A 21641-nucleotide genomic window follows, 5' to 3' on the forward strand; every position below is an offset into this window, starting at 1 on the left:
TTTCTAAACTAATTAATTTCTATGCTTCTAGAAATTGCACTATCTAATACTACCATTAATAAAAGAAAAATTGCACTCTGAACATAAAAGGAAAAATTTTCTTCATCGTAACAATACATTTTTCACATTATAAAGAAACTTTAAACCACTTTCTACTATATGTTAAGAAAAGCGCAAGCGACCGTTCAGCGAAGCAACTAACTGAGTAAACTTCCTGTAACGCTTCTCTGAATGGCTACTTTGCGACGAGCTGAACATAAGCTTCTTTGAAAAAGCTGTGGCACAGGAGCACTTGAGTTCGATGTTGACTTATCGTAGGGAGAAGCGGGATGGACACTAGCTGTACCAAGTATCACCTACAATCATACTTGATGCAAGATGCTAAAAGACGCTTTTCAAGGTTGAAAACTCACTGGGCGCTGGAGCTAGACAATTTAAAAGATAAAACTTTATACTTTCCCATCCATTTAGTAAAACTTGGCATTCGCAAAGTTTTTTTGGGGAATGCCCTTGTTTTTCTTATCAAGCTTAAAAACAGCACATCCTCTAAAAAAGCAGAGTTTTTTCTTCGTCTGATGCCTAGCTGACAAAGCTTTCCTTGTCCTGCCCGTCGGTAGTTCAGAATTTATGAATATATATTCTGATTAGCTAAATAAAAACGGGAGTTACATTTTAATGTAACTCCCTGCTTTTTTCAATGCTTAAATTATCTTCCTTTAGCTTGCTGTTTCAAAGCTTCTGCCTTGTCAGTGCGCTCCCATGGAAGATCAACGTCGCTGCGTCCAAAGTGCCCATAAGCAGCTGTCTGCTTATAGATTGGGCGGCGTAGGTCTAGCATGTTGATGATTCCTGCTGGACGAAGGTCAAAGTTTTTCTCAACAAGTTCAACTAATACATCTTCACTAACTGTACCAGTTCCGAAGGTATCAACTGAGATGGAAACAGGTCTTGCAACACCAATAGCATATGCAAGCTGTACTTCTACCTTGTCAGCAAGACCAGCTGCTACGATGTTTTTCGCAACATAGCGGGCTGCATAAGCTGCTGAACGGTCAACCTTTGTAGGATCCTTACCAGAGAAGGCACCGCCTCCATGACGGGCATAACCACCGTAAGTATCAACGATAATCTTACGGCCAGTAAGACCTGCATCACCCTGTGGTCCGCCGATTACGAAACGGCCAGTTGGGTTAATAAAGTATTTTGTGTTTTCGTCAATCAGTTCACTTGGAACAACCGGATTAATAACATGTTCCTTTAGATTGCGCTGGATTTGTTCAAGCGCGATTTCCGGGTGGTGCTGTGTAGAAATAACGATAGTGTCAATTCTGACTGGCTTATCGTTTTCATCATACTCTACAGTCACCTGTGTTTTGCCATCTGGACGAAGGTAAGGAAGAATTTCTTCTTTACGCACTTCTGTCAGGCGTCGTGCCAATTTGTGTGCCAATGAAATTGGCAGCGGCATTAATTCTTTTGTTTCGTTACATGCAAAACCGAACATTAAGCCCTGGTCCCCAGCGCCGATTGCTTCGATTTCTTCGTCAGACATTTTGCCTTCACGAGCTTCCAGTGCCTGGTCAACACCCATTGCGATATCGGCAGACTGCTCATCAATGGAAGTTAACACTGCGCATGTTTCTGAGTCGAAGCCGTATTTGGCACGATTGTAACCAATGTTTTTAATGGTTTCGCGCACAATTTTAGGAATGTCTACATAAGTGGAAGTAGTAATTTCTCCTGCCACAAGCACAAGACCTGTAGTTACGGACGTTTCCGCAGCTACCCTTGCGTTTGCATCTTTTGCTAAAATAGCATCTAAAATGGAATCAGAAATTTGGTCACAGATTTTATCCGGATGACCTTCAGTTACTGATTCAGAAGTGAACAAACGACGTTTTGTTGACAACTGAATTCCTCCTATAAATGGGATATATCGAGGTTTATTAAGGTTACAGGAATACTTCTTGAACCTCTGACAGTGATACGGTACTCATTCCCTTAGTAGTATGAAATAAACAAAGGATTTTTATGAGAATCTGTTTTCACAAAAGGCAAAACAAAAAACCTTCCCAGTTTGAGGAAAGGTTTAATAGCAGAATGTTCCGCGCCTTTCACTCTTATCGTTCAAGGTCAAAGCCTTGCGTCAGATTAGCACCTTCGCTATGTAAAAAAGCCAAATTAGGGCTTTCATTTTGTATAGCAGGTTGCTGGGTTTCATAGGGCCTGTCCCTCCACCAGCTCGGGATAAGAGAGTATCCGTTCAATGAACAATCATAACGTTGATGTCGAAGACTGTCAATATTTTTCTCTTGATTTTTTTAAAGCCAAAAATCAGATTGAACAGCTGCCATCCTTACAGTTTTTTCTAAGAAATCTATAGCGGTTTTTGGCCGTCCACCGATAAGCAGGGACCCCTATTCTATCCATAAAGGGGAAGTAAAGAATCATACCTGGCAAAAAAGTAAGCGGAAAATGGATCATTAATTTTCTGACTGCATAAAAACCTTTTAAAACCCTTCCTGACGGCAGCAATAAATGCATTTCCTTTCTCAGGTCAGCACTCTTAAATTGTTTTTCTCCACCTGGGTTTTCATATTCCTGCAGGGATGTCCATTGTACTTTATTGAGCCAGTCAAGCTTTTCAAACCATTTTTTGGTCTCCTGGCATAAGGAACACTTTGCATCATATAAAGGAATCATTTTCATTAAAAAACCCCCTCCTTTTTTTCGCAGTTCCATTTGTGAATATTTTAACAAACTTTCTGTTTATAGGATAATTTTTTGACCGGGGATGAATATAGTAGATTAATCATAATTCATATAATGATCATTAATGTTTTGATATTAGTATAGATTAATGGAGTAAATGTGTTATACTATTTAAGAGATATTTAAAAATTATAAATATAGGACCAAGATGTATTTACCCTTTAAAAATTCATTTAGTCCATAAAAACGGTAAAGGAAGGTATTCTTTGTATGAATTCTGTTCACATTCCCGATCAATTAGCTCAATTGCTGGCCGAAGATCATGTTCAAATCCAGTTATCGGTGCCACAGCTTGTGGAAAAAGTATTAAACAGAAATGAAGGACTGTTGACTTCCACTGGAGCTGTCCGTGTTTCTACCGGGAAGTACACCGGACGTTCTCCGAAAGATAAATATATTGTAGAGGAAGCCTCCGTAAAAGATAAAATTGACTGGGAATCAAACCAGGCTATTTCGGAGGAAACCTTTGCTAAATTATATAATAAAGTTCTTACATTTTTGAAGGAAAAGGATGAGGTATTCGTATTTAAAGGCTTTGCTGGTGCAGATAAGAAATCACAGCTCCCTATTCAGGTTATAAATGAGTACGCTTGGCATAATCTGTTTGTGCATCAGTTATTTATCCGTCCAAAAGAAGAGGATTTGCTTGAACACCACCCAGAGTTTACTGTTATTTCAGCCCCTAACTTCAAGGCTGACCCTTCAGTAGACGGCACGAGCTCTGAAACCTTCATTATTATTTCTTTTGAAAAGAAAACGGTTTTGATTGGCGGAACAGAGTATGCGGGTGAAATGAAAAAATCAATATTTTCTGTTATGAATTATCTTTTACCAGAAAACAATATTCTTTCCATGCACTGTTCCTCCAACGTAGGCCTTGAAGGTGATGTTGCCCTGTTCTTCGGTCTTTCAGGTACAGGAAAAACTACCCTTTCTGCAGATCCAAACCGCCGACTGATCGGGGATGATGAGCATGGCTGGTCCCCTAACGGAGTGTTCAATATTGAAGGCGGATGCTATGCAAAATGTATCAATCTTACACGTGAAAAAGAGCCACAAATTTTTGATGCCATCCGTTTTGGGGCTGTTCTTGAGAATGTAGTTGTAAACAGCGAATCCCGGGCAGCGGATTATGATGACGGAACTCTTACAGAAAATACACGTGCAGCCTATCCTATTCAGGCAATTGATAATATAGTTGATCCAAGCATTGCAGGCCATCCGAATACTATAGTATTTTTAACTGCAGATGCATTTGGAGTGCTTCCTCCAATTGCAAAGTTAACAAAGGAACAAGCGATGTACCACTTCCTGAGTGGCTATACATCTAAGCTTGCTGGAACAGAGCGCGGAATTACTTCACCGCAGGCAACCTTCTCAACCTGCTTTGGTGCACCATTCCTACCGCTTCCTGCAACACAGTATGCTGAAATGCTTGGCGAGAAAATCCTTGAGCATAATTCTAATGTATTTTTGGTCAATACTGGATGGACTGGCGGAGAATATGGAACAGGCAGCCGGATGAAGCTATCTTACACTAGGGCAATGGTTCAAGCTGCTCTTGAGGGAGAGCTTAATAATGTTGAAACTGTGAAGGATGAAATCTTTGGTCTCCATGTTCCATTACATGTTGCAGGTGTGCCAGATGAGGTCCTGCAGCCACAAAAAACCTGGTCTGACCCGAGCGCTTACGAATTAAAAGCAAAAGAGCTAGCTGCAAAATTCCGAGAAAACTTTAAAAAGTTCTCAAACGTTACAGATGATATAGCTAAAAAAGGCGGTCCCGTATTATAAATATAACGAAAATGACCCGTCCGGTTTAGTTCCGGCGGGTCATTTTCATTTTTTCCTTTTCTATTTTCTATTTTCTATTTTCTATTTTCTATCCCCCAGCTTATGGATAACTAGTAGATTGGATTGTTTTAAGGCAGAAATTCTCCAATTCCCGCTTCTTTCAAAAATGAGGTTACCTTCGTATAATGAAATCTTTTTGCCGTCTGTTTTTATATAGTCATCAATTTTAACAAAAGGAAAATTTGACGGAGAAGCACCTGTTTCCGGGTTAAACAATTCAACATTTATTTTATTTGGAAGATTCTCCCCCTCCACTTCAAGCAGAACATCCTTAAACTCACCTGCCTGGACATCCTGGGTAGATAACATAAGAGTGGAACTGCCAATTTTAACATATGGCTCCTTAACTTCAATAGAAAACTCACCAATATTTTTACCATCAATTTTAAAAGCAAGATTCCATATACCAGCTTTAGAAAATGGTTTAAATCCAGTAATCCCATGAGCATCTGAACCGTAAATCCCGGCAGTTAGAGGAACGGATGCCAGCTGTTCTGTTAACCCTGATTTTACGTGGGTACCCTCAATTAACAAATTTCCCTTGTGTACTTTCTTATTTTTATTCCAGAGAAGCACCATTATTTTGGCCACTGACCTGTCATCCTCGGCAATCCATTCCTTCGGTCCACTAATCCCAATTTTATTTGGGATTCCCACTAAATTCCCAGAGATATTATTTTTACCGTCCTTATTTTCTACTGCTGAAAATGTGATAGCATTGGGAACCTTTTCTCTTGAAGCAGTATTTGATGACTGGTGGGTTTTTTGGTCATTTTTGGTTGTACTTAAATAAAGAATAGGAACCATTATTAAAATTAAAACCACTGCAGCAGCTGCCCTAAATCTTTGAAAATTATATTGTCTCTTGGGTTTTTGAGTTTTAAACGATCTGATCATTTCCACTGTCCGTCCTTTTTGTTCACTGCTTAATTCATGTTTTGGGAAATCCTTTAAGCGTTCAAGCATTTGATTATCCGATAGATTGACCAAACTCTTCACTCCCCTTAAGATTCTCATTTAGCTTTTTACAGGCACGAAAAAAAGTGACATTGACCTTGTTTGCAGTCCATCCAAGCACCTCGGCAGTTTCTTCAGATGATAGCTCTGCAATGCCCCTTAGCAAAACGACATCACGATAGTTAGGTTTCAGCTGGTTGATAGATTTATACAGCTCCGCCAAATCGTTTTTCCACAAAATGCTATCCTCTGTTCTTGGCTGAATTCTCATTTCCGGCTGTTCAAGAAGTCTTGTTTTAATTTTTTGCAGAATACCCTTTTTCCTGAATGAATCCGCAGCAGTATTTCTTGCTATGGAAATAAGCCAGGTTTTATGATTCGAATTGTGCCTGAAATGATTAAATCCTTTAAAGGCCCGTAAAAAGGTTTCCTGTACCATATCTTCTACATCCCTGCTGCCTGTATAGTAGACTAAATAATTAGTAATATCTTTTTCGTACTTGTAAAACCATTGCTCGATTTGCTCTGAAGCTTCCATTAGCTCTCCCCCCGCATTAGGCCCTCGGAACTATTTGTTTAACCATTAGACGTTAAATAGCGTACTGCATTACACTTTTTACAAAATAAAAAAGCAGGAAAAATATATCCTGCTCAGTTCGTTGAATTTAATGAAACTAATTGATAGGTAACTACCGTAGTGTTTCCCTGCCATTCCACTTTTCGGATAACCCCTACTCCGCTTGATTCACTTTCAATCGCCCTTTTGACCTCGATAGGTATATCAATTGGGTAAAGCCTGTAGCCTTCTTTTTCGAGGGAAAATAAGTTTTCTTCAATTCTTTTTTCCCTTCCCTTTGTCACAATCATGGTATTTAATTCAAGAGGCATTCCCATGCATTATCGCTCCCCGCTTAATAATTACTCTTATGCCGGTAAGTTTAAAGTTAATTTTATTTTAGCATTTTTTCGTGTGCGATTTCATCCACAACGTTAAATCACGTACAACTTTTCTATTTATAGCAGGAGGAAAATAATGGGTAAAGCCCTCGAAATACCAGCTATTTACTTTTTTATTTAATTCCTTAAGCCGCTTTTCCAGACGGTAAGAATGTTCAGCCGACACATTCATATCTTTCGCCCCGTGGATAATCAGTACCGGAGGCTCGAGCTTGTCCAATTGATAAAGAGGAGTACGAAATTTATAACGTTCAGGATATTTTCCTGGAGTACCGCCTATCACCCTCTTCATCATCCTTCGCAAATCTTCTCTTTCGTAATATGTGAGCTCCATATCACTGACCCCTCCCCAGGTAACGACCGAAGCTGCCTCCGAAAATTGTATTCCTGTCATTAATGCCATAACTCCGCCCCGTGAAAATCCAAAGATATGAATTTTTTCTATTCCCGGCCATTCCTGCAGCATTAAAAATGCAGAGAAAGCATCTTCCCTGTCATCCCCCGCAAAATCCTCATTACCTTCTCCTCCCTGGTTTCCACGATAAAAGGGAGCAAAAACGGTAAATCCTTCTGAAGCGAACTGGGCAATCCGGGAAGGCCTTACCTTTCCTACGCCTTTAATCCCTCCTCTCAGATACAGAAAGCCATCCCTGCTGCCTCCTTTTGGTTCAGCTAGCATTCCTTTTACCCTAAGGCCATTGGAATAGTATGTAATAATCCGGAGATTAATTCGAGGATTAGGCGAAGGAAAACGATAAATTGCTATTATGGATCCATTCTTCTTTTCCAAATAACCGCCTCCAAACTTTAGATCTTAAATTTTGAACGATTGCTGATTTATAGTAACAGGTACACAAGCAATATTGAACATGTTTACATCAAATAAAGAAAAGCCCTTGGTTTTTTGAAGGACTCCAAACGACCATCCCACTTTTCCTTATCAAGGGTTTGCTCAGATAAGCCACAGATATAATTGCAAAGAGATTCCGTTCAGCCCATCCATATCCTGCATGCTGTCTACCCAAAAAATAATGAACACGGTGTTCTCAAGCAGTTACTTCGGTACCGCTTTCTGATAGGCATTCACACATTTTTATCTATTTCATACGATATTCTAGGCGAAAAATGGAGCCCAGATTTATCTTTATAAAGGAGGTACAAAGCATGAAGAAATGGCTAAAATTCAGTTTTTCCCTTTTACTGATTTGTATTCTTATTTTCCCTTTGGCAGCGTGCAGCGATGGTAAGAAGGAAGTAAAGAAACTAGAAAAGGTAAGAGTGGCAGAAGTTACTCGTTCCATATTTTACGCGCCAGAGTACGTTGCTCTTGAGAAAGGTTTTTTCAAGAATGAGGGCCTTGATGTTAAGTTAACCACCACATGGGGCGGTGACAAAACGATGACTGCCTTGCTCTCCGGCGGGACTGATATAGCCCTGGTAGGTTCTGAGACTTCAATTTACGTATACGCGCAAGGCTCTAATGATCCAGTGATTAACTTTGCACAGCTGACACAAACAGACGGCACCTTCCTAGTTTCCAGAAAGAAAGTTGACAATTTTTCTTGGGATCAATTAAAGGGAACCACTTTCCTTGGCCAGCGGAAAGGCGGCATGCCGCAAATGGTTGGTGAGTTTGTGCTAAAAAAACATGGTATTGATCCAAAAGCGGATCTAAACCTTATTCAAAATATCGACTTTGCCAATATAGCAAATGCCTTCGCATCAGGTACAGGTGACTATGTTCAATTATTTGAACCAACTGCAAGTATTTTTGAGAAGGAAGGAAAAGGACATATTGTAGCTTCCTTCGGAACAGAATCCGGTCATGTTCCATATACCACTTTTATGGCCAAACAAAGCTATATGAAAAAAAATAAAGCTAATCTTGAAAAGTTTACTCGTGCAGTCTACAAAGCACAGCAGTGGGTGAAATCACATAGTGCAGAAGAAATCGCCAAAGCAATCCAGCCTTATTTCACGGATACTGACATGTCCATCATTACTACAGTTGTAGACCGGTACAAGAGCCAGGGAACCTATGCAACCGATCCAATCCTCGACAATGAAGAATGGAATAACCTGCAAAATATTATGAAAGAAGCAGGAGAGCTTCCTAAGGAAATTAGCCATAAAACACTTGTGAACACTGCTATCGCGGAAAAAGTAAAAAAATAAATTATCGAGGAGGCCGTTTCATGAGCTTCTTAGAGATCGATCAAATTCATCACACCTACTTTTCCAAATCCTCTGCTACTACGGCCCTCTCCGACATTTCGCTTGAGGTAGGGGAAGGAGAATTTATCTCCTTCCTTGGTCCAAGCGGATGCGGAAAAACGACACTCTTGTCTATAATAGCCGGACTCATTGAACCAACAAGCGGCAATGTTCTGCTTGAGGGCCATCCAGTCTCTCCTTCAGACAGACAAATCGGCTATATGCTTCAACAGGATTATTTATTTCCTTGGAAGACAATTGAAGAAAATATTTTATTGGGATTAAAACTATCTAACAAGTTAAATTCCAGCAGTAAAGCTGCAGCTCTCAGCCTTCTTTCCCAAATGGGGCTACCAGAGGTTCGAAACCAGTTTCCTAAACAGATGTCAGGAGGTATGCGGCAGCGGGTTGCCCTGGTAAGGACTCTCGCAACTGAACCCAAGCTTCTTATGCTAGATGAACCTTTTTCTGCTCTGGATTATCAGACTAAGCTTAGACTCGAAGATTTAGTTTCCAGCACATTAAAGTCATTTGGAAAAACCGCAATACTGGTTACACATGATATTGGGGAAGCCATTTCAATGAGTGATCGGGTATATCTATTTTCACCAAGCCCAGGAAGGATTCATAGAACTTTTGACATTCCTGAGGAGCTAAGAAAGCTTACGCCATTTAAAGCAAGAAACAATGAAACTTACCAAAAAATATTTCAAACAATATGGAAGGAGCTTGAGTCTCTTGAGCCAGGAAAAACTGAACATTAAACTCCTCCATGAAAAGTTTATTCATTCTCAAATAATCGAAAAACGCTGGGTTAGGTTTTCCCAGTTCCTAATTTTCCTTTTTTTCTTTGGTGGCTGGGAAGTAACCAGTTCAAAACAATGGGTGGATCCGCTTATTTTCAGCTCCCCTTCTAAAATAGGACTTTTATTAATTGATAAAATCCATGATGGCACTTTAGTAACAAACCTAGGAGTTACCTTAACAGAAACAGTACTGGGCTTTATTCTCGGTACACTACTGGGAACTATTTTGGCAGCTATTCTCTGGTGGTCCCCTATTTTATCAAAGGTACTCGATCCCTATCTGGTTATTTTAAATGCCATGCCTAAGGTGGCTCTCGGACCTATTCTAATTGTGGCCCTTGGTCCTGGATTTACCTCTATTATTTCAATGGGCGCTATTATTTCGGTTATTATTACAGCCATCGTCGTTTACACTTCCTTTAGGGAAGTAGATCCTAATTACATTAAAGTTCTTCAGACTTTTGGTGCCAGCCGAACGCAGTGCTTCAAGGAAGCGATCCTTCCTGCCAGTTTTCCCACTATTATCTCAACATTAAAAGTAAATGTGGGATTATCCTGGGTTGGGGTTATAGTAGGTGAATTCCTTGTTTCCTCTAAAGGGCTTGGCTATATGATCATATATGGATTCCAGGTATTTAATTTCACACTTGTTTTGTTATCATTACTGGTCATAGCTGTTTTTGCTACCATTATGTATCAAGTTGTTGCTTATATCGAGAAAAAACTTTTAAAAGAATAAAGGCGTAAAGCACTGGAATTACAGTGCTTTTATGCTTTTCACTTCAAATTTTTTTCAATATATTGCAGGCATTCACCCACAACCTGATCTTTCATAATAAAACTATATTCTGATTGAAACCGAAGTTCCTCTAAATTTCCTTTTATAATCTGGGGGCCATCCGTTTCCATATAACCAGGTTTTTGTTCAATCTTTTCGACTTTCGCCCAATAAACAGCTTTTACGAATGATTCAGCATGGTTCATAACCATGTATTCAGCGATTTTCACCAAACTGGATAGAGAAGCTCCTGTTTCTTCGTAAACTTCCCTGTGCGCTGCACCTTCTAGTGTTTCACCTGGCTCAACTTTTCCGCCTGGAAACTCCAGACCCCTTTCCTTATGCCTGGTCAGCAGCCAGCCATTGTTAATTTGGGGTATTACTAAAACATGCTTTGTATCCTTGTTAAATAATCCTTCTTCGAAGGTAAAAAAAACTTTATTATTGAAGTAGTCATAGAATTCCTTGATCATAATCCTCATTTCCCATTCATTTATTTAATGTTAATTATAAATGAATGTATTACATTGGTCTAAAGAGTTGACATCTGCCATATGAAGAAAGGCTAAATTTGTCACGTCCTGGAGCAATGCCTTTCTGACCTGCTTACCCGAAAAACCTGAAGCTTTTCCTTTGTGCGATGCAAAAGCTGCTGAAGTTTTCCTTGTCCTGCAGACCTGCTTTGACTGAGATAAAGGATAAACGGAAATCTAAGGGATTTCGTTGTTGAGTTATCGCAGGGAGATACGGGATGGATACAAGATGCACCAATATCACTTAAAGGTAATACTTGATGCAAGATACCAACCAATCATCCCAGAGTTAAAAACTCGTCGCTAGGCGCTGGAGCTAGATTACATTAACCTAGTCCGAGGTTATTCACAAGGTATAAATCTATAATTACCTAAACGACAAAAAACCCTTATCCGGACAGGATAAGGATTTTCCCTTAAAGTGTTGGAGGAAGAATGTTAATCGACTTTATATGTGTTTTTGCTTCTTCATCTCCCAAATCATAAAGCATCTGAAATATTTTTTGTGAGGTACGGTCATAAGCATCATTTTCTCGGTCATAATGATATTGTACAACCGGAACATGTGACCGAAAAAAGTTTTGCCAGTCAGTAGAATAGTTTTGATCAAAATATTCCCGAAGCTGGATAATTTCTTCGTCGGTGGCATTGATTTTATAATTCCACGTTGAACTTGTTTCACTCCGGGAGATCTCTCCTGTGCCTACATCAATGTAATAGGTCTTTTTTTGCTGATCCATGACTTTCCCCCTTTAACTTGTTATTTATCGTTTCCCACAATGTTTAAAAATTTATTCTTTTTGTTTTCATTTAATGGAACTTAACAACAGTGTCATTACATAAAATGAATAAACAAAAATCTTCCAAAAGGAATAAAATTCTATGGAAGGGGTATTGAATAATTAAGAGTAGAATTGTATTAAGGAGGTGAAACTGATGAAATTAGTTGATGAACTATACGAGATGTATCGCAATAAATTGACCGGAGATGAAGAGGATATTGATATGCTGGCATTTGCTTTTTTGGAGGAAATGTCCCACGAAGACCTGATTGGTTTAATTCAGGAGATGGATAAGCAGGAATTATATGATCTAATGGGGATATATTTAATCGAGAGCCTAAAAGGGAAATTTGCTCAGGAAGATTTCCGTCAGCACCGCACCCCAACCTATTATCCAAGAAATATACATTGACCATACATACCAGTGAACCAAAGAAGCTGTGGCTCAACAGCTTCTTTTTTTATTTTTTAATCATATTTGCTGAAAGCCGTTCCCTTTCCGCGGGGTCTTGCACATTCCGGTACTATTAGCATTGTGACAAATCAATATTAGGTCTTCTTTTAAAAAAGGAACCTATGCCGCGGCATAGGTTCCTTTTTGTATAAGTAACGCTTTTTTTATCCTAAAAATGCTTTAAGCATCCAAACATGCTTTCCAAGGCTTTCATTAATTCCTGTTAGCATGTCAGCTGTTACAGGGTCTCCTTCATCTTCTGCTTGGGAGATGGTTTCTTTAATTTCCCCTACTATTTGGGAAAAGTCGTTAACAACCGCCTGTACCATTTCCTGCTCACTCTGTTCTGTACCATCAGCTTCTTTAATGGTAGCAGTTTCAAGACACTCTTTTAATGTAGACACTGGCTTTTCACCTTTAATCAATAATCTTTCAGCAATTTCATCCAGGTGAAGAGTCACTTCATCATACAGCTCTTCAAATTTTTTATGAAGTTCAAAAAAATGATGGCCTTTTACAAACCAGTGATAATGATGAAGTTTTTCATACATTACAGTAAAGTTGGCAACTTGAACATTTACGGAATCAACTAATTTATTTGGCATATACATCCCTCCGAATAATATTTTACCCATCCCTAAAAAATTAAAACTCACATTTATTCAGGGCCATGTTAGAATGGATACGGAAAGGGGGAAAAATTATGATAACAATTATGGTAGTCGGGATTATTATTGTCATTGTCGTACTCCTGCTAAGTGTTCTTACCACTTCGAAGGCCTATACTTTTAAACATACAGTGGATCCCCTCGAAGGCAATCCACACTTAGACACCGAAAAAGAAGAGAAAAAGTCTGAAGCAGATAAATAAAAAGATTCCCATTCACTTGGATAGGAATCTTTTTATTATTGTGTTTAGATCCAGCGAAGACGCTTAGACTTTCTTATGCAAATACCTGTTTCAGTTCTTCTTTGTTATGTTCCAGCCAGAAACGCATTAAGCGCTTAGCACCTTCTAAGTCATGAAGCTTAGCCTGGCCGCACTGTTTTTCATTTGCCGCAGGAATTTCTGTGATTTCCACAGCCGCTTTCATAGTGTCTTCAAGAAGGTCAATAATTTCCTCGACAGTCGGCTCGCCGCTTACAACCAGATAATACCCTGTCTGGCAGCCCATTGGAGAAATATCAATGATATCAAAATGATCATATTTCTCAGAATGCTCCCGAATATTAAAAGCAAGCAAATGCTCAAGTGTATGGATGCTGTCAGGCTTCATGGCCTGTTTGTTAGGCTGGCAAAAACGAATATCAAATTTATTAACAACACCGTCACTGCCGACTTTGTGAACACCACAATGGCGAACATACGGAGCCTTAACGGCATTATGATCCAAATCAAAGCTTTCTACTGAAGGCATGCGTATCACTCCTTTATAAATCTTTCTTTATTATACCGCTTACGCTGGTCTTTTTCATCCAAAAAATCTGAATTGAATAACTTAGACTCTAAAGTCTGTTTGTGGTATGTTGGACTCAAATAAACCTTCTCAGCTTTTAAAAGGAGTTTTTATAGATGTTAAAGAAAGCTTTTATTGGATTAATACGTTTTTACCAGGTTGCCATTTCACCTTTAAAGCCCCCTTCCTGCCGATTCTATCCTACATGCTCACAGTATGGTCTTGAATCGGTTAAAAGGTTCGGGGCAATTAAAGGCGGCTGGCTGACATTGCTGCGCATTTTAAAATGCCATCCTTTTCATCCTGGCGGTATAGATCAAGTACCGGAAAAGTGGCCAGGAAGAAAATAAGTCTTTGCTTATTTGTTGTAGCCGTCTACAACAAGATCAAGCTTACCTGTAGAAGGGTCAATGACCAGGCCATGAACTACTACATCATTCGGCATCAGTGGGTGATTTTTAATAATATCCACACTGTGTTTTACGCTATTTTCCACTTTATCAAACCCCTGCAGCCATTGATAAACATCTATCCCGGAATACGATAATGTTTGCAGTGTTTCTTCGCTAACTCCCCTTTGGAGCATTTTGTCAACCATAGGCTCCGCTTTAAGTCCGCTCATTCCACAGTCACGATGGCCAATTACCATCACTTCATCAGCCTGAAGCTCATAAACAGCGACAAGGATACTCCGCATAATACTCCCAAAAGGATGGGTAACCAGCGCACCCGCGTTTTTAATGGTTTTAACATCGCCATTGCTAAAATTCATTGCTTTTGGCAACAATTCTAGCAGACGGGTATCCATACAGGTCAACATGACCATTTTCTTTTTTGGAAATTTTGTTGTTTGATACTTTTCGTATTCCTTTTTTCCGACGAATTCTTGGTTATAGTCGAGAATTTCATTCAATAATTTTTTCTCAGTCATCTTATCTCATTCCTTTCTATGTTTTAGGATATAAAACTTTAGCTAGGTAATACAAATTTTTTACTTGCTTCAGGGTTATTTTTTTTGTAAGATACATAAAGTAAATCGTAATCATTCCTACTTGCTTTTTAAAAACCCTTATTATTAAGGAGACTAATATGAAAAATTTATCTTTCACTTTTTCCCTCGTCCTTGCCTTTGGACTTATCTTATCAGGATGTTCAGGGAGTAACAGTTCTTCAGAAAAAAAGAAAAATGTCTTATCCATTTACACCACCGTTTTCCCCCTTCAATACTTTTCAGAAAGAATTGGCGGAAAATATGTCAAGGTTAGCACTATTTATCCTCCAGGTGCTGATGAGCATACCTTTGAACCTTCCCAGAAGGATATGATGAATTTGGCGGACTCAGACTTATTCGAATATATAGGGCTGGGACTTGAGGGCTTTGTCGGAAAAGCAAAGGAAACCTTAAAAAATGAAAATGTTACAATGCTTGCCGCTGCAAAGAACTTAAAACTGCCAAAGAACCCGGAAAATACGGATGATGGGGATGGGCATAGTGATGTTAACCCGCATGTTTGGCTGGATCCTATTTACTCGAAGGAAATGGCAGCTGTTATAAGGGACGCAATGATAAAAAAGATGCCTGGTCAAAAAGAATATTTTAACCAAAACTATAATAAGCTTGCTGGTGAATTAGACCAGCTGAACAAGGACTTTAAACAAACAGCAGACAATGCTGTGCATAAAGAATTTATCGTTACCCACGCTGCTTTTGGCTACTGGGAAACCAGGTATGGAATTAAGCAAATCAGTATAGCCGGACTCTCAACAGCAAATGAACCATCTCAGAAAAAACTTGAAGGAATTGTTTCAGCAGTTGAAAAAGAACACCTGAAATATATACTGTTTGAACAAAATGTTAATTCCAAGCTTGGTGAAATTGTTGGAAATGAAACTGGAGTTAAAGCACTGCCTATTCATAATCTAGCAATTCTAACTAATAAAAACATTAAAGATAAAGAAACATATTTTACACTCATGAAAAAAAATCTGGAAACATTAAAAATAGCACTTAACAATTAAGGCTCCCTTTTCTGGGGGCTTTTATTTTTGTTCGGATGTGTGGGAAATATTACATAATACTATTCCCTTTTGTTCACACTATTGGTAAAGAGTACATTTTAAGAAAGGAACATGTAAATGAGTGATTTATTATTGGCAAGATCGTTATTTGGTACAACAATGGCATTTCATATTATTTTTGCGACAATTGGTGTTGGACTGCCTTTGATGATTTTAACAGCTGAATTACTGTACCAAAAAACGAAGGACCAGGAATATGCCGTAATGGCCAAACGCTGGACAAAGGTATTTGCTGTTCAACTGGGAGTTGGAATACCAACCGGAACCATTGCGGGTATGCAATTGTCTTTATTATGGCCTGGATTTATGGCTGTCATTGGAAAAGTAATGGCGCTGCCATTCCAGATCGAGATATACGCTTTTTTTATCGAAGCACTATTCATGTCCATCTATGTCTATGCTGCTGAACGCATTCGCCCCTGGATGCGAATTGTCAGCCTTATATCAGTTGCCATAGGCGCATTGGCATCGGCTGTTTTAATTACAAATGTCCATGCTTTCCAGGGAACACCCGATGGCTTTCGAATTGTAAATGGCAGAATCGTTGATGTCCATCCATGGAAAGCATTTTTCAATCCGAGCTTTTTAGTTACCTCAGGGCATGTTGCACTCTCTGCTTATATCGTTGGAGCCTTTGTCATCGCTTCTGTTTCAGCCTTCAAAATGCTGAAAAACGATTTTGGTTCAAGGGTCTATAAATTTCATCAAAAAGCCCTCATGGTTAGTTTAGTCATTGGAGGAGTATTTTCACTTCTTACTGCATTAAATGGCCACGAATCTGCGCAATATTTACATCGTTACCAGCCAGAAAAGCTCGCAGCAGCAGAAGGGTTATTTGAAACACAGACTCATGCCCCACTGACTATTGGGGGTCTGACTGATAAAAAAACTCAGTCCGTTAAATGGGGCGTGGAAGTACCCTGGGCATTAAGCTTTTTAGCCGGTAACAGTTTTGATACAAAGGTAAAAGGCTTAAATGATTTTCCGGAAAGTGATTGGCCTCCCCTATTTGCGCACACACTATTTAATGCAATGGTCGGAGTTGGTTCCCTGCTAATTGTAATAGCTTTTGGAGGATTGCTTTGGAGAAAAGTCTTAAAAAAGGACCGATTCCCCAAATGGCTGATTTGGGTTTATGTAGCTTCAGGGCCTTTGGCGGTTATGGGCATTGAGTTTGGCTGGATTTTTGCTTGCACAGGAAGACAGCCATGGACGATCTACCACATGCTGACAACTGCCCAATCTGTTACAACTTCCACTAATATTGGCATGTTGTTTGTTTTATTCGTTCTTGTTTATGCCATATTGGCCTTTTCCGTTATCTTTGTTCTGTTTCATTACTTCAAGAAAAACACAGTTGCTGATGACCTTAACAGGGCAGAGCAAAAAGGAGTTCCCTTATTTGGGTCAAATTCCTAAGGAGGAGTCGCAATGTCTGACGTATATTTGGCCGTCACCATTCTATGGGGTTTCGTATTCATCTACGCGGTAATGGCTACAATGGATTTTGGGGCGGGATTCTGGTCCATGATTTACATTAATCATTCCAAAACAAAGGCAACCACTGTTGCAAACAGGTATTTATCCCCTACCTGGGAGGTTACAAATACCTTTGTTGTCGCACTTGTTGTAGCTGTTTACAGCATGTTTCCTAAAGGGGCTTATACGCTCGGTACTGTTCTTTTAATACCCGGAAGTCTCATTCTGATTCTTTTAGCAATTCGAAGTGCCTTTTTGGTTTTTTCTCATTTTGTTTCGGAATATGAAAAAATTCTCATTTATATTTCTGGGATAACCGGCATTCTTATTCCCGGATTATTGATTAGTGTTTTGCCTATAACACACGGAAATTTTGTTTATGTCACAGGCGGAAAAGAAATACTTGATTTAGCTGGACTTTTCTCAAGTCCAAATGAATATGCCTTTTTTGGCTTTGCCATCAGCAGTACTTTATTTCTATCTTCCTTACTCTTGGCCGATTATTCGAAGGCTTCAGAAGAATTGGATGCTTATAAGGTTTACAGGAGAGACGCCATTATCCTTGGACCTATTTCCTTATTAATGGCGGTTTTCATCATGCTCACCCTGAAAACGGAGTCAGGCTGGCTTTACAATAAAATGATGGACAATTTTCCGTTTCTGTTGCTATCCTTGCTTTTTTTCCTTATAGGGGGGCTTGGACTTTTCCTCCCATCCGGAAAAGTTAAAGGAAAGCCAAGGCTGTCTGTCATTGCGGTAACTCTGCAATATTTGGCTGCAAGTTATGTGTATGGGAGAGCTCACTTGCCCTATATCGTTTATCCCTATGTCACCGTCCATTCCGCTTTTACAGATCCAGCTTCCTTCCATGCTGTCTTTATCATGTATATCGCCGGCTTTGTTATTCTTTTTCCTGGGTTCATCTACTTCTGGAGCCTATTTATGAATGATAAACGCTACTTGCGGAGAAGAAAGGCAAATCAATCTCCAGAATAGACTGTATCTGACAGGGATATTTCAAGCCAAAATTCCGGAAGCTATTATTGTATCCTTATAAAGGGGTGATACAAATGGCCAAGGATGTATTGTGCGAGGTCAACAACTGTAACTACTGGGCACAGGGAAATAAATGCAGCGCAGACCAAATTTATGTTGTCAGCCATACCGGAAGTACAGCTGATAACCAAAAGGAAACCGACTGCAAAACCTTCGAACCACAAATATAAAAAATAAAATGCACACGTGAAATTCCAATTTTGGATCTCGTGTGCATTTTTTACGTTGTCCTGTGGATTTCATTTACCGGAAATATCCAGGTCGTTAGAAAAAAGGACCTTTACCTGTAACTTGAAAGACATTAATTGTATCCCCCTTGAATGATCTATTGGACACTTTATAACGTTTCTTTGGATTTTGTCCGATTCAACAATTCTATTGGTCATTTGATGGTTCCTCTATGGTTTTTTGTTCGATAGAACCAGTCTATTGGACATTCTTAGGGTTCCTCTTGTCCGATAGAGCCGCCCTTTTGGACATTTTTAACTGAGAACAAAAGGCGCAAGCGCCCTGGTTAGATGATGAAAGGCTAAAATCGCCACGTCCCTGTGGCAACGCCTTCCTGACCCACATCCTGTGGGCCCCCAACAGGCATAAGACGAATCACGTAGTCATCCTCGGAAAAGCTAAAGCTTTTCCTTCGTGCGATGGGGATGCTTTCGAAGCGTTCCTTGTCCTGATTTCTGAAGTGATTTGGCTTATGACCCCGAGGGGCTGGGCGAGGAGCTGGATTACAATAACCTAGTTCGGAGTTACGCACATGGTGAAAATCTATAATTTCCCAAATGATAAAAAAGCCGTTTAATTTTTATAGATCTTTTTTAAAACGGTCACTTCCCGGAGCCTTTTTTGATTTATATCAAATCCAATTCCCGCTTCTTTAGGAACTTTAATATATCCGTTTTCAACAATAACCTCCGGCAATATTATATCTTCCTCCCAGAATCTGCTTGAGGAAGATATATCGCCAGGAATAGTAAATCCAGGCAGAGAGGCAAGAGCTATATTGTGGGCTCTTGATATTCCAAATTCAATCATTCCTCCAGCCCATACCTCAATTTCTTTTTCCTGACAATAATCGTGTATACGTTTAGCTTCGATCAGCCCGCCAACGCGGCCCATTTTAATATTAATGATCTTACAGCTGCCGAGTTCTATCGCCACCCTCGCATCCTCAAGGGAATGGATGCTTTCATCAAGACAAATAGGCGTGCGAATTGACTTCTGCAAGTTGGCATGGTCGATTATATCATCAAAACCTAACGGCTGTTCTATCATCATTAGATTGTACTCATCCAATGCCTTTAATCGATCTACATCCGATAGACTATAGGCTGAATTGGCGTCGGCCATTAACGGAAGATCGGGGTATTGGCGCCGTATTTCTGAAATCAGTTCAACATCCCTGCCTGGCTGAATCTTCACTTTGAATCTGCGATAGCCTTCTGCTAAATTATTCTCTATTTGAGAGAGTGCCTCAGCAATACTTGACGTTGCAACCACAACACCTGAGGGTATGCTTTCACTAGTGCCCCCTAGAAGCCTTGATAGCGGCTGTCCGCTTCTTTTAGCATATAAATCCCAAACCGCTGTTTCAAGAGCAGACTTTGCCATATGATTTCCTCTGATGGGCTCCAGGATATTCAACAGTTCTTCCGGATGGCTGATTTCTTTGTTAAGAATAAGAGGGATTAGAAAATCCTCTATTACATGAAGTGAGGTTTTAACCGTTTCCTCTGTATACCAGGGGGAAGAGAAGGCAACACCTTCACCAAAGCCTCTGATGCCATCCTCATCAATGACCTCAATAATGATACCTTTTCTCTCCGATACAGTGCCTAAATGGGTGGTAAAAGGAGCTTTAAGCGGCATTTTAATAACATGCAATATAGTTGAAGAAATCTTCATGATTTCTCCCTTTCGGCTTCCCACAGCTCTCTTAATTTTCTTCTTAAAAGTTTTTTAGCTGCGTTGCGCGGAAGTTCTTCAATTGTATGAATTTCTTTTGGTACTTTATATCTTGCCATTCGGGTGGAACAAAACTCAATTAACTCCTCTTCAGTCACGTCAGCACTTTCTCTTAAGACTACGTAAGCTGCTGGTACCTGTCCCCATCTCTCATCTGGTATACCGATAACCCCTGCTTCCTTTACTCCAGAATGACCCAAGAGTATTCCTTCTAGTTCCGCAGGATAAATATTTTCTCCCCCGGAAATTATTAAATCATCACGTCGGTCCAAGACAAATAAAAACCCTTCTTCATCCAGATATCCTATATCTCCGGTATAAAGCCAGCCATTTCTGAACTTTTCTTTTGTTGCATCTTCCCTATACAAATAACCTGGAGTTACATTTGGCCCTTTTACAGTAATTTCTCCTGCTTCTCCTGGCTGGGCATTATTTCCTTCGGCAGTAAGAATTTTTATTTGTGAAGGAAATAGAGTTTTTCCGGCTGATCCAAGCTTTGCAAGGCTGTACTCAGGAGAGAGGGTAACAATCTGGGAAGAAGTTTCCGTCATTCCATACGATTGAAAAACGGGAATACCAAAGTCTGCACAAGTCTCAAGCAGCGGAAGGGGAGCTGGTCCTCCGCCAAGCAGCATACAGCGAAAATGTGCTGGAAGATGTTCACCATTGAGGTAATCCGTTAGCCTCGTCAGCATCGTTGTGACCACCGACATGATGGTGACCTTCTTCTGTTCTATATCACTCAGCGTTTTTAATACATCAAAGCTTTCGTGAAGAACGATGCTCATTCCATATATTACACTTCGCATAAGAATGGAAAAACCGCTTATATGGAAGATAGGAACAGAACAAAGCCAACAATCTGATTCTATAATTCCTAGATTCAAAGCAGACCCTGTTGCACTCCACCAGTGGTTTCCGTAAGTTTGTATGACACCCTTTGGGTTGCCTGTTGTTCCAGATGTATACATAATGGTGCAAATGTCGGCTAAATCAATCTCTTCCTCTACCTTAAAATTTTCAGCTGATTTACTCCAAAGTTCTTCTTTAGTGACTATATTGCATTGACCAAGCTGGCTTCGTATAAGGCTTTCTGTTACAGGAAAAGAAGCATCAGCAATTACAACTTCAGTTTTAGAATCTTTCAGCTGCCATTCCAATTCTCTCGCCGAAAGCCTGTTATTAAGCATTACGGCACGAGCCCCGATTAATTGAAGGGCAAATAAAATAAATACTGTGTCTATGTGATTCGTCAGCAGAATGCCAGTAAAGCTCTTCTTCTTTACTCCTAAAGCTGTAAGCCTGCCTGCAGTTTCAAAAGACTTGTCATATAAATCCTTAAATGACAGAGCCTTTCCCTCAAAATATATAGCAATTCTGTCAGGTGTAAGAAACGCTCTTTTTTTCAAAAAATTTGGTATCAATTCCTGATTCATTGTTTTTTCACCATCACATCATTTAATCATTTAACCGTTTTGGATCTTACGCGCGGAAT

General features: G+C 39.7%; 24 protein-coding genes and 1 riboswitch. Of the genes, 11 read left to right on the top strand and 13 right to left on the bottom strand.

Translation table 11 applies throughout. The annotated features are described in order from the left end of the window. Nucleotides 1–706: 706 nt before the first annotated feature. Nucleotides 707–1909, bottom strand: a complete 1203-nt coding sequence (metK, locus tag G8761_RS21415; protein WP_166030008.1) for a methionine adenosyltransferase — start codon at nt 1907–1909, stop codon at nt 707–709. A gap of 208 nt (nt 1910–2117) precedes the next feature. Next, nucleotides 2118–2254, bottom strand: a riboswitch (SAM riboswitch). An 80-nt stretch (nt 2255–2334) separates the two neighbouring features. Beyond that, nucleotides 2335–2709, bottom strand: a complete 375-nt coding sequence (locus tag G8761_RS21420; RefSeq protein ID WP_166030009.1) for a thiol-disulfide oxidoreductase DCC family protein — start codon at nt 2707–2709, stop codon at nt 2335–2337. Nucleotides 2710–2982: 273 nt separating this feature from the next. Here G8761_RS21420 and pckA point away from each other — a divergent pair, with 273 nt between their 5' ends. Then, entirely contained in the window at nt 2983–4566 is a 1584-nt protein-coding gene (pckA, locus tag G8761_RS21425) for a phosphoenolpyruvate carboxykinase (ATP) (protein WP_166030010.1), read from the top strand. An 81-nt stretch (nt 4567–4647) separates the two neighbouring features. Here pckA and G8761_RS21430 read toward each other — a convergent pair whose 3' ends face one another. From G8761_RS21430 to G8761_RS21445, 4 genes are all read right to left on the bottom strand, one after another. Continuing rightward, nucleotides 4648–5616, bottom strand: coding sequence for a hypothetical protein (locus G8761_RS21430; RefSeq protein WP_166030011.1), 969 nt, complete (start codon nt 5614–5616; stop codon nt 4648–4650). Then, nucleotides 5597–6121 carry an RNA polymerase sigma factor gene (locus G8761_RS21435; protein WP_166030012.1) on the bottom strand — a complete coding sequence of 175 codons (525 nt, stop codon included), beginning with the start codon at nt 6119–6121 and terminating at the stop codon, nt 5597–5599. The genes G8761_RS21430 and G8761_RS21435 overlap by 20 nt, the downstream gene beginning before the upstream one ends. Before the next feature lie 113 nt (nt 6122–6234). Beyond that, nucleotides 6235–6477: a DUF2584 domain-containing protein gene (locus tag G8761_RS21440; protein WP_166030013.1), complete on the bottom strand. Its 243-nt coding sequence runs from the start codon at nt 6475–6477 to the stop codon at nt 6235–6237. 61 nt (nt 6478–6538) lie between these two features. Next, nucleotides 6539–7330, bottom strand: coding sequence for an alpha/beta hydrolase family protein (locus G8761_RS21445; RefSeq protein ID WP_166030014.1), 792 nt, complete (start codon nt 7328–7330; stop codon nt 6539–6541). Between the two features lie 374 nt (nt 7331–7704). Here G8761_RS21445 and G8761_RS21450 point away from each other — a divergent pair, with 374 nt between their 5' ends. The 3 genes from G8761_RS21450 to G8761_RS21460 are packed head-to-tail and all read left to right on the top strand — an operon-like array spanning nt 7705 to nt 10299. Then, on the top strand, nt 7705–8715 hold the full coding sequence (locus tag G8761_RS21450) for an ABC transporter substrate-binding protein (RefSeq protein ID WP_166030015.1): 1011 nt from the start codon (nt 7705–7707) through the stop codon (nt 8713–8715). A gap of 20 nt (nt 8716–8735) precedes the next feature. Continuing rightward, nucleotides 8736–9518, top strand: a complete 783-nt coding sequence (locus G8761_RS21455; RefSeq protein ID WP_166030016.1) for an ABC transporter ATP-binding protein — start codon at nt 8736–8738, stop codon at nt 9516–9518. After that, on the top strand, nt 9493–10299 hold the full coding sequence (locus G8761_RS21460) for an ABC transporter permease (RefSeq protein ID WP_166030017.1): 807 nt from the start codon (nt 9493–9495) through the stop codon (nt 10297–10299). The genes G8761_RS21455 and G8761_RS21460 overlap by 26 nt, the downstream gene beginning before the upstream one ends. 38 nt (nt 10300–10337) lie before the next feature. Here G8761_RS21460 and ytkD read toward each other — a convergent pair whose 3' ends face one another. Next, on the bottom strand, nt 10338–10811 hold the full coding sequence (gene ytkD / locus G8761_RS21465; protein WP_166030018.1) for an RNA deprotection pyrophosphohydrolase: 474 nt from the start codon (nt 10809–10811) through the stop codon (nt 10338–10340). A 476-nt stretch (nt 10812–11287) separates the two neighbouring features. Next, the gene (locus tag G8761_RS21470; RefSeq protein ID WP_166030019.1) at nt 11288–11611 is read right to left on the bottom strand and encodes a hydrolase; all 324 of its coding nucleotides are present in this window, start codon (nt 11609–11611) and stop codon (nt 11288–11290) included. Between the two features lie 196 nt (nt 11612–11807). Between G8761_RS21470 and G8761_RS21475 the strand changes: the two genes are divergently transcribed. Further along, nucleotides 11808–12065: a DUF6154 family protein gene (locus tag G8761_RS21475; protein ID WP_166030020.1), complete on the top strand. Its 258-nt coding sequence runs from the start codon at nt 11808–11810 to the stop codon at nt 12063–12065. A 206-nt stretch (nt 12066–12271) separates the two neighbouring features. Here G8761_RS21475 and G8761_RS21480 read toward each other — a convergent pair whose 3' ends face one another. Continuing rightward, complete coding sequence (locus G8761_RS21480; protein ID WP_166030021.1) at nt 12272–12712, bottom strand: Dps family protein; 441 nt, start codon at nt 12710–12712, stop codon at nt 12272–12274. Nucleotides 12713–12810: 98 nt separating this feature from the next. On the opposite strand from G8761_RS21480, the gene ytzI reads away from it, so the two are divergent. Beyond that, the gene (ytzI, locus tag G8761_RS21485; RefSeq protein WP_166030022.1) at nt 12811–12978 is read left to right on the top strand and encodes a YtzI protein; all 168 of its coding nucleotides are present in this window, start codon (nt 12811–12813) and stop codon (nt 12976–12978) included. 73 nt (nt 12979–13051) lie between these two features. On the opposite strand, the gene G8761_RS21490 is transcribed toward ytzI, so the two are convergent. Continuing rightward, the gene (locus tag G8761_RS21490) at nt 13052–13525 is read right to left on the bottom strand and encodes an S-ribosylhomocysteine lyase (RefSeq protein ID WP_166030023.1); all 474 of its coding nucleotides are present in this window, start codon (nt 13523–13525) and stop codon (nt 13052–13054) included. A gap of 155 nt (nt 13526–13680) precedes the next feature. Between G8761_RS21490 and yidD the strand changes: the two genes are divergently transcribed. Continuing rightward, nucleotides 13681–13914 (top strand): membrane protein insertion efficiency factor YidD, encoded by a 234-nt coding sequence (gene yidD, locus G8761_RS21495; RefSeq protein ID WP_166030024.1) that lies wholly within the window; start codon nt 13681–13683, stop codon nt 13912–13914. 8 nt (nt 13915–13922) lie between these two features. On the opposite strand, the gene G8761_RS21500 is transcribed toward yidD, so the two are convergent. Further along, nucleotides 13923–14495 carry a beta-class carbonic anhydrase gene (locus tag G8761_RS21500; RefSeq protein WP_166030025.1) on the bottom strand — a complete coding sequence of 191 codons (573 nt, stop codon included), beginning with the start codon at nt 14493–14495 and terminating at the stop codon, nt 13923–13925. A gap of 158 nt (nt 14496–14653) precedes the next feature. On the opposite strand from G8761_RS21500, the gene G8761_RS21505 reads away from it, so the two are divergent. The 4 genes from G8761_RS21505 (at nt 14654) to G8761_RS21520 (ending at nt 18348) form a co-directional block, all read left to right on the top strand. Further along, nucleotides 14654–15583: a metal ABC transporter solute-binding protein, Zn/Mn family gene (locus tag G8761_RS21505; protein ID WP_166030026.1), complete on the top strand. Its 930-nt coding sequence runs from the start codon at nt 14654–14656 to the stop codon at nt 15581–15583. A 117-nt stretch (nt 15584–15700) separates the two neighbouring features. Further along, a complete protein-coding gene (locus G8761_RS21510) occupies nt 15701–17062 on the top strand; it encodes a cytochrome ubiquinol oxidase subunit I (protein ID WP_166030027.1) in 1362 nt (453 codons plus the stop codon). A gap of 12 nt (nt 17063–17074) precedes the next feature. After that, nucleotides 17075–18118 carry a cytochrome d ubiquinol oxidase subunit II gene (locus G8761_RS21515; RefSeq protein ID WP_166030028.1) on the top strand — a complete coding sequence of 348 codons (1044 nt, stop codon included), beginning with the start codon at nt 17075–17077 and terminating at the stop codon, nt 18116–18118. Nucleotides 18119–18192: 74 nt separating this feature from the next. Continuing rightward, the gene (locus G8761_RS21520) at nt 18193–18348 is read left to right on the top strand and encodes a DUF1540 domain-containing protein (protein ID WP_166030029.1); all 156 of its coding nucleotides are present in this window, start codon (nt 18193–18195) and stop codon (nt 18346–18348) included. Nucleotides 18349–18979: 631 nt separating this feature from the next. On the opposite strand, the gene menC is transcribed toward G8761_RS21520, so the two are convergent. Then, nucleotides 18980–20086, bottom strand: a complete 1107-nt coding sequence (gene menC, locus G8761_RS21525; protein ID WP_166030030.1) for an o-succinylbenzoate synthase — start codon at nt 20084–20086, stop codon at nt 18980–18982. After that, complete coding sequence (locus G8761_RS21530) at nt 20083–21582, bottom strand: o-succinylbenzoate--CoA ligase (RefSeq protein ID WP_166030031.1); 1500 nt, start codon at nt 21580–21582, stop codon at nt 20083–20085. The genes menC and G8761_RS21530 overlap by 4 nt, the downstream gene beginning before the upstream one ends. Nucleotides 21583–21641 lie beyond the last annotated feature (59 nt).

The sequence above is a fragment of the Neobacillus terrae genome (assembly GCF_011393025.1).
In the GTDB taxonomy this organism is placed as follows: domain Bacteria; phylum Bacillota; class Bacilli; order Bacillales; family Cytobacillaceae; genus Neobacillus_A; species Neobacillus_A terrae.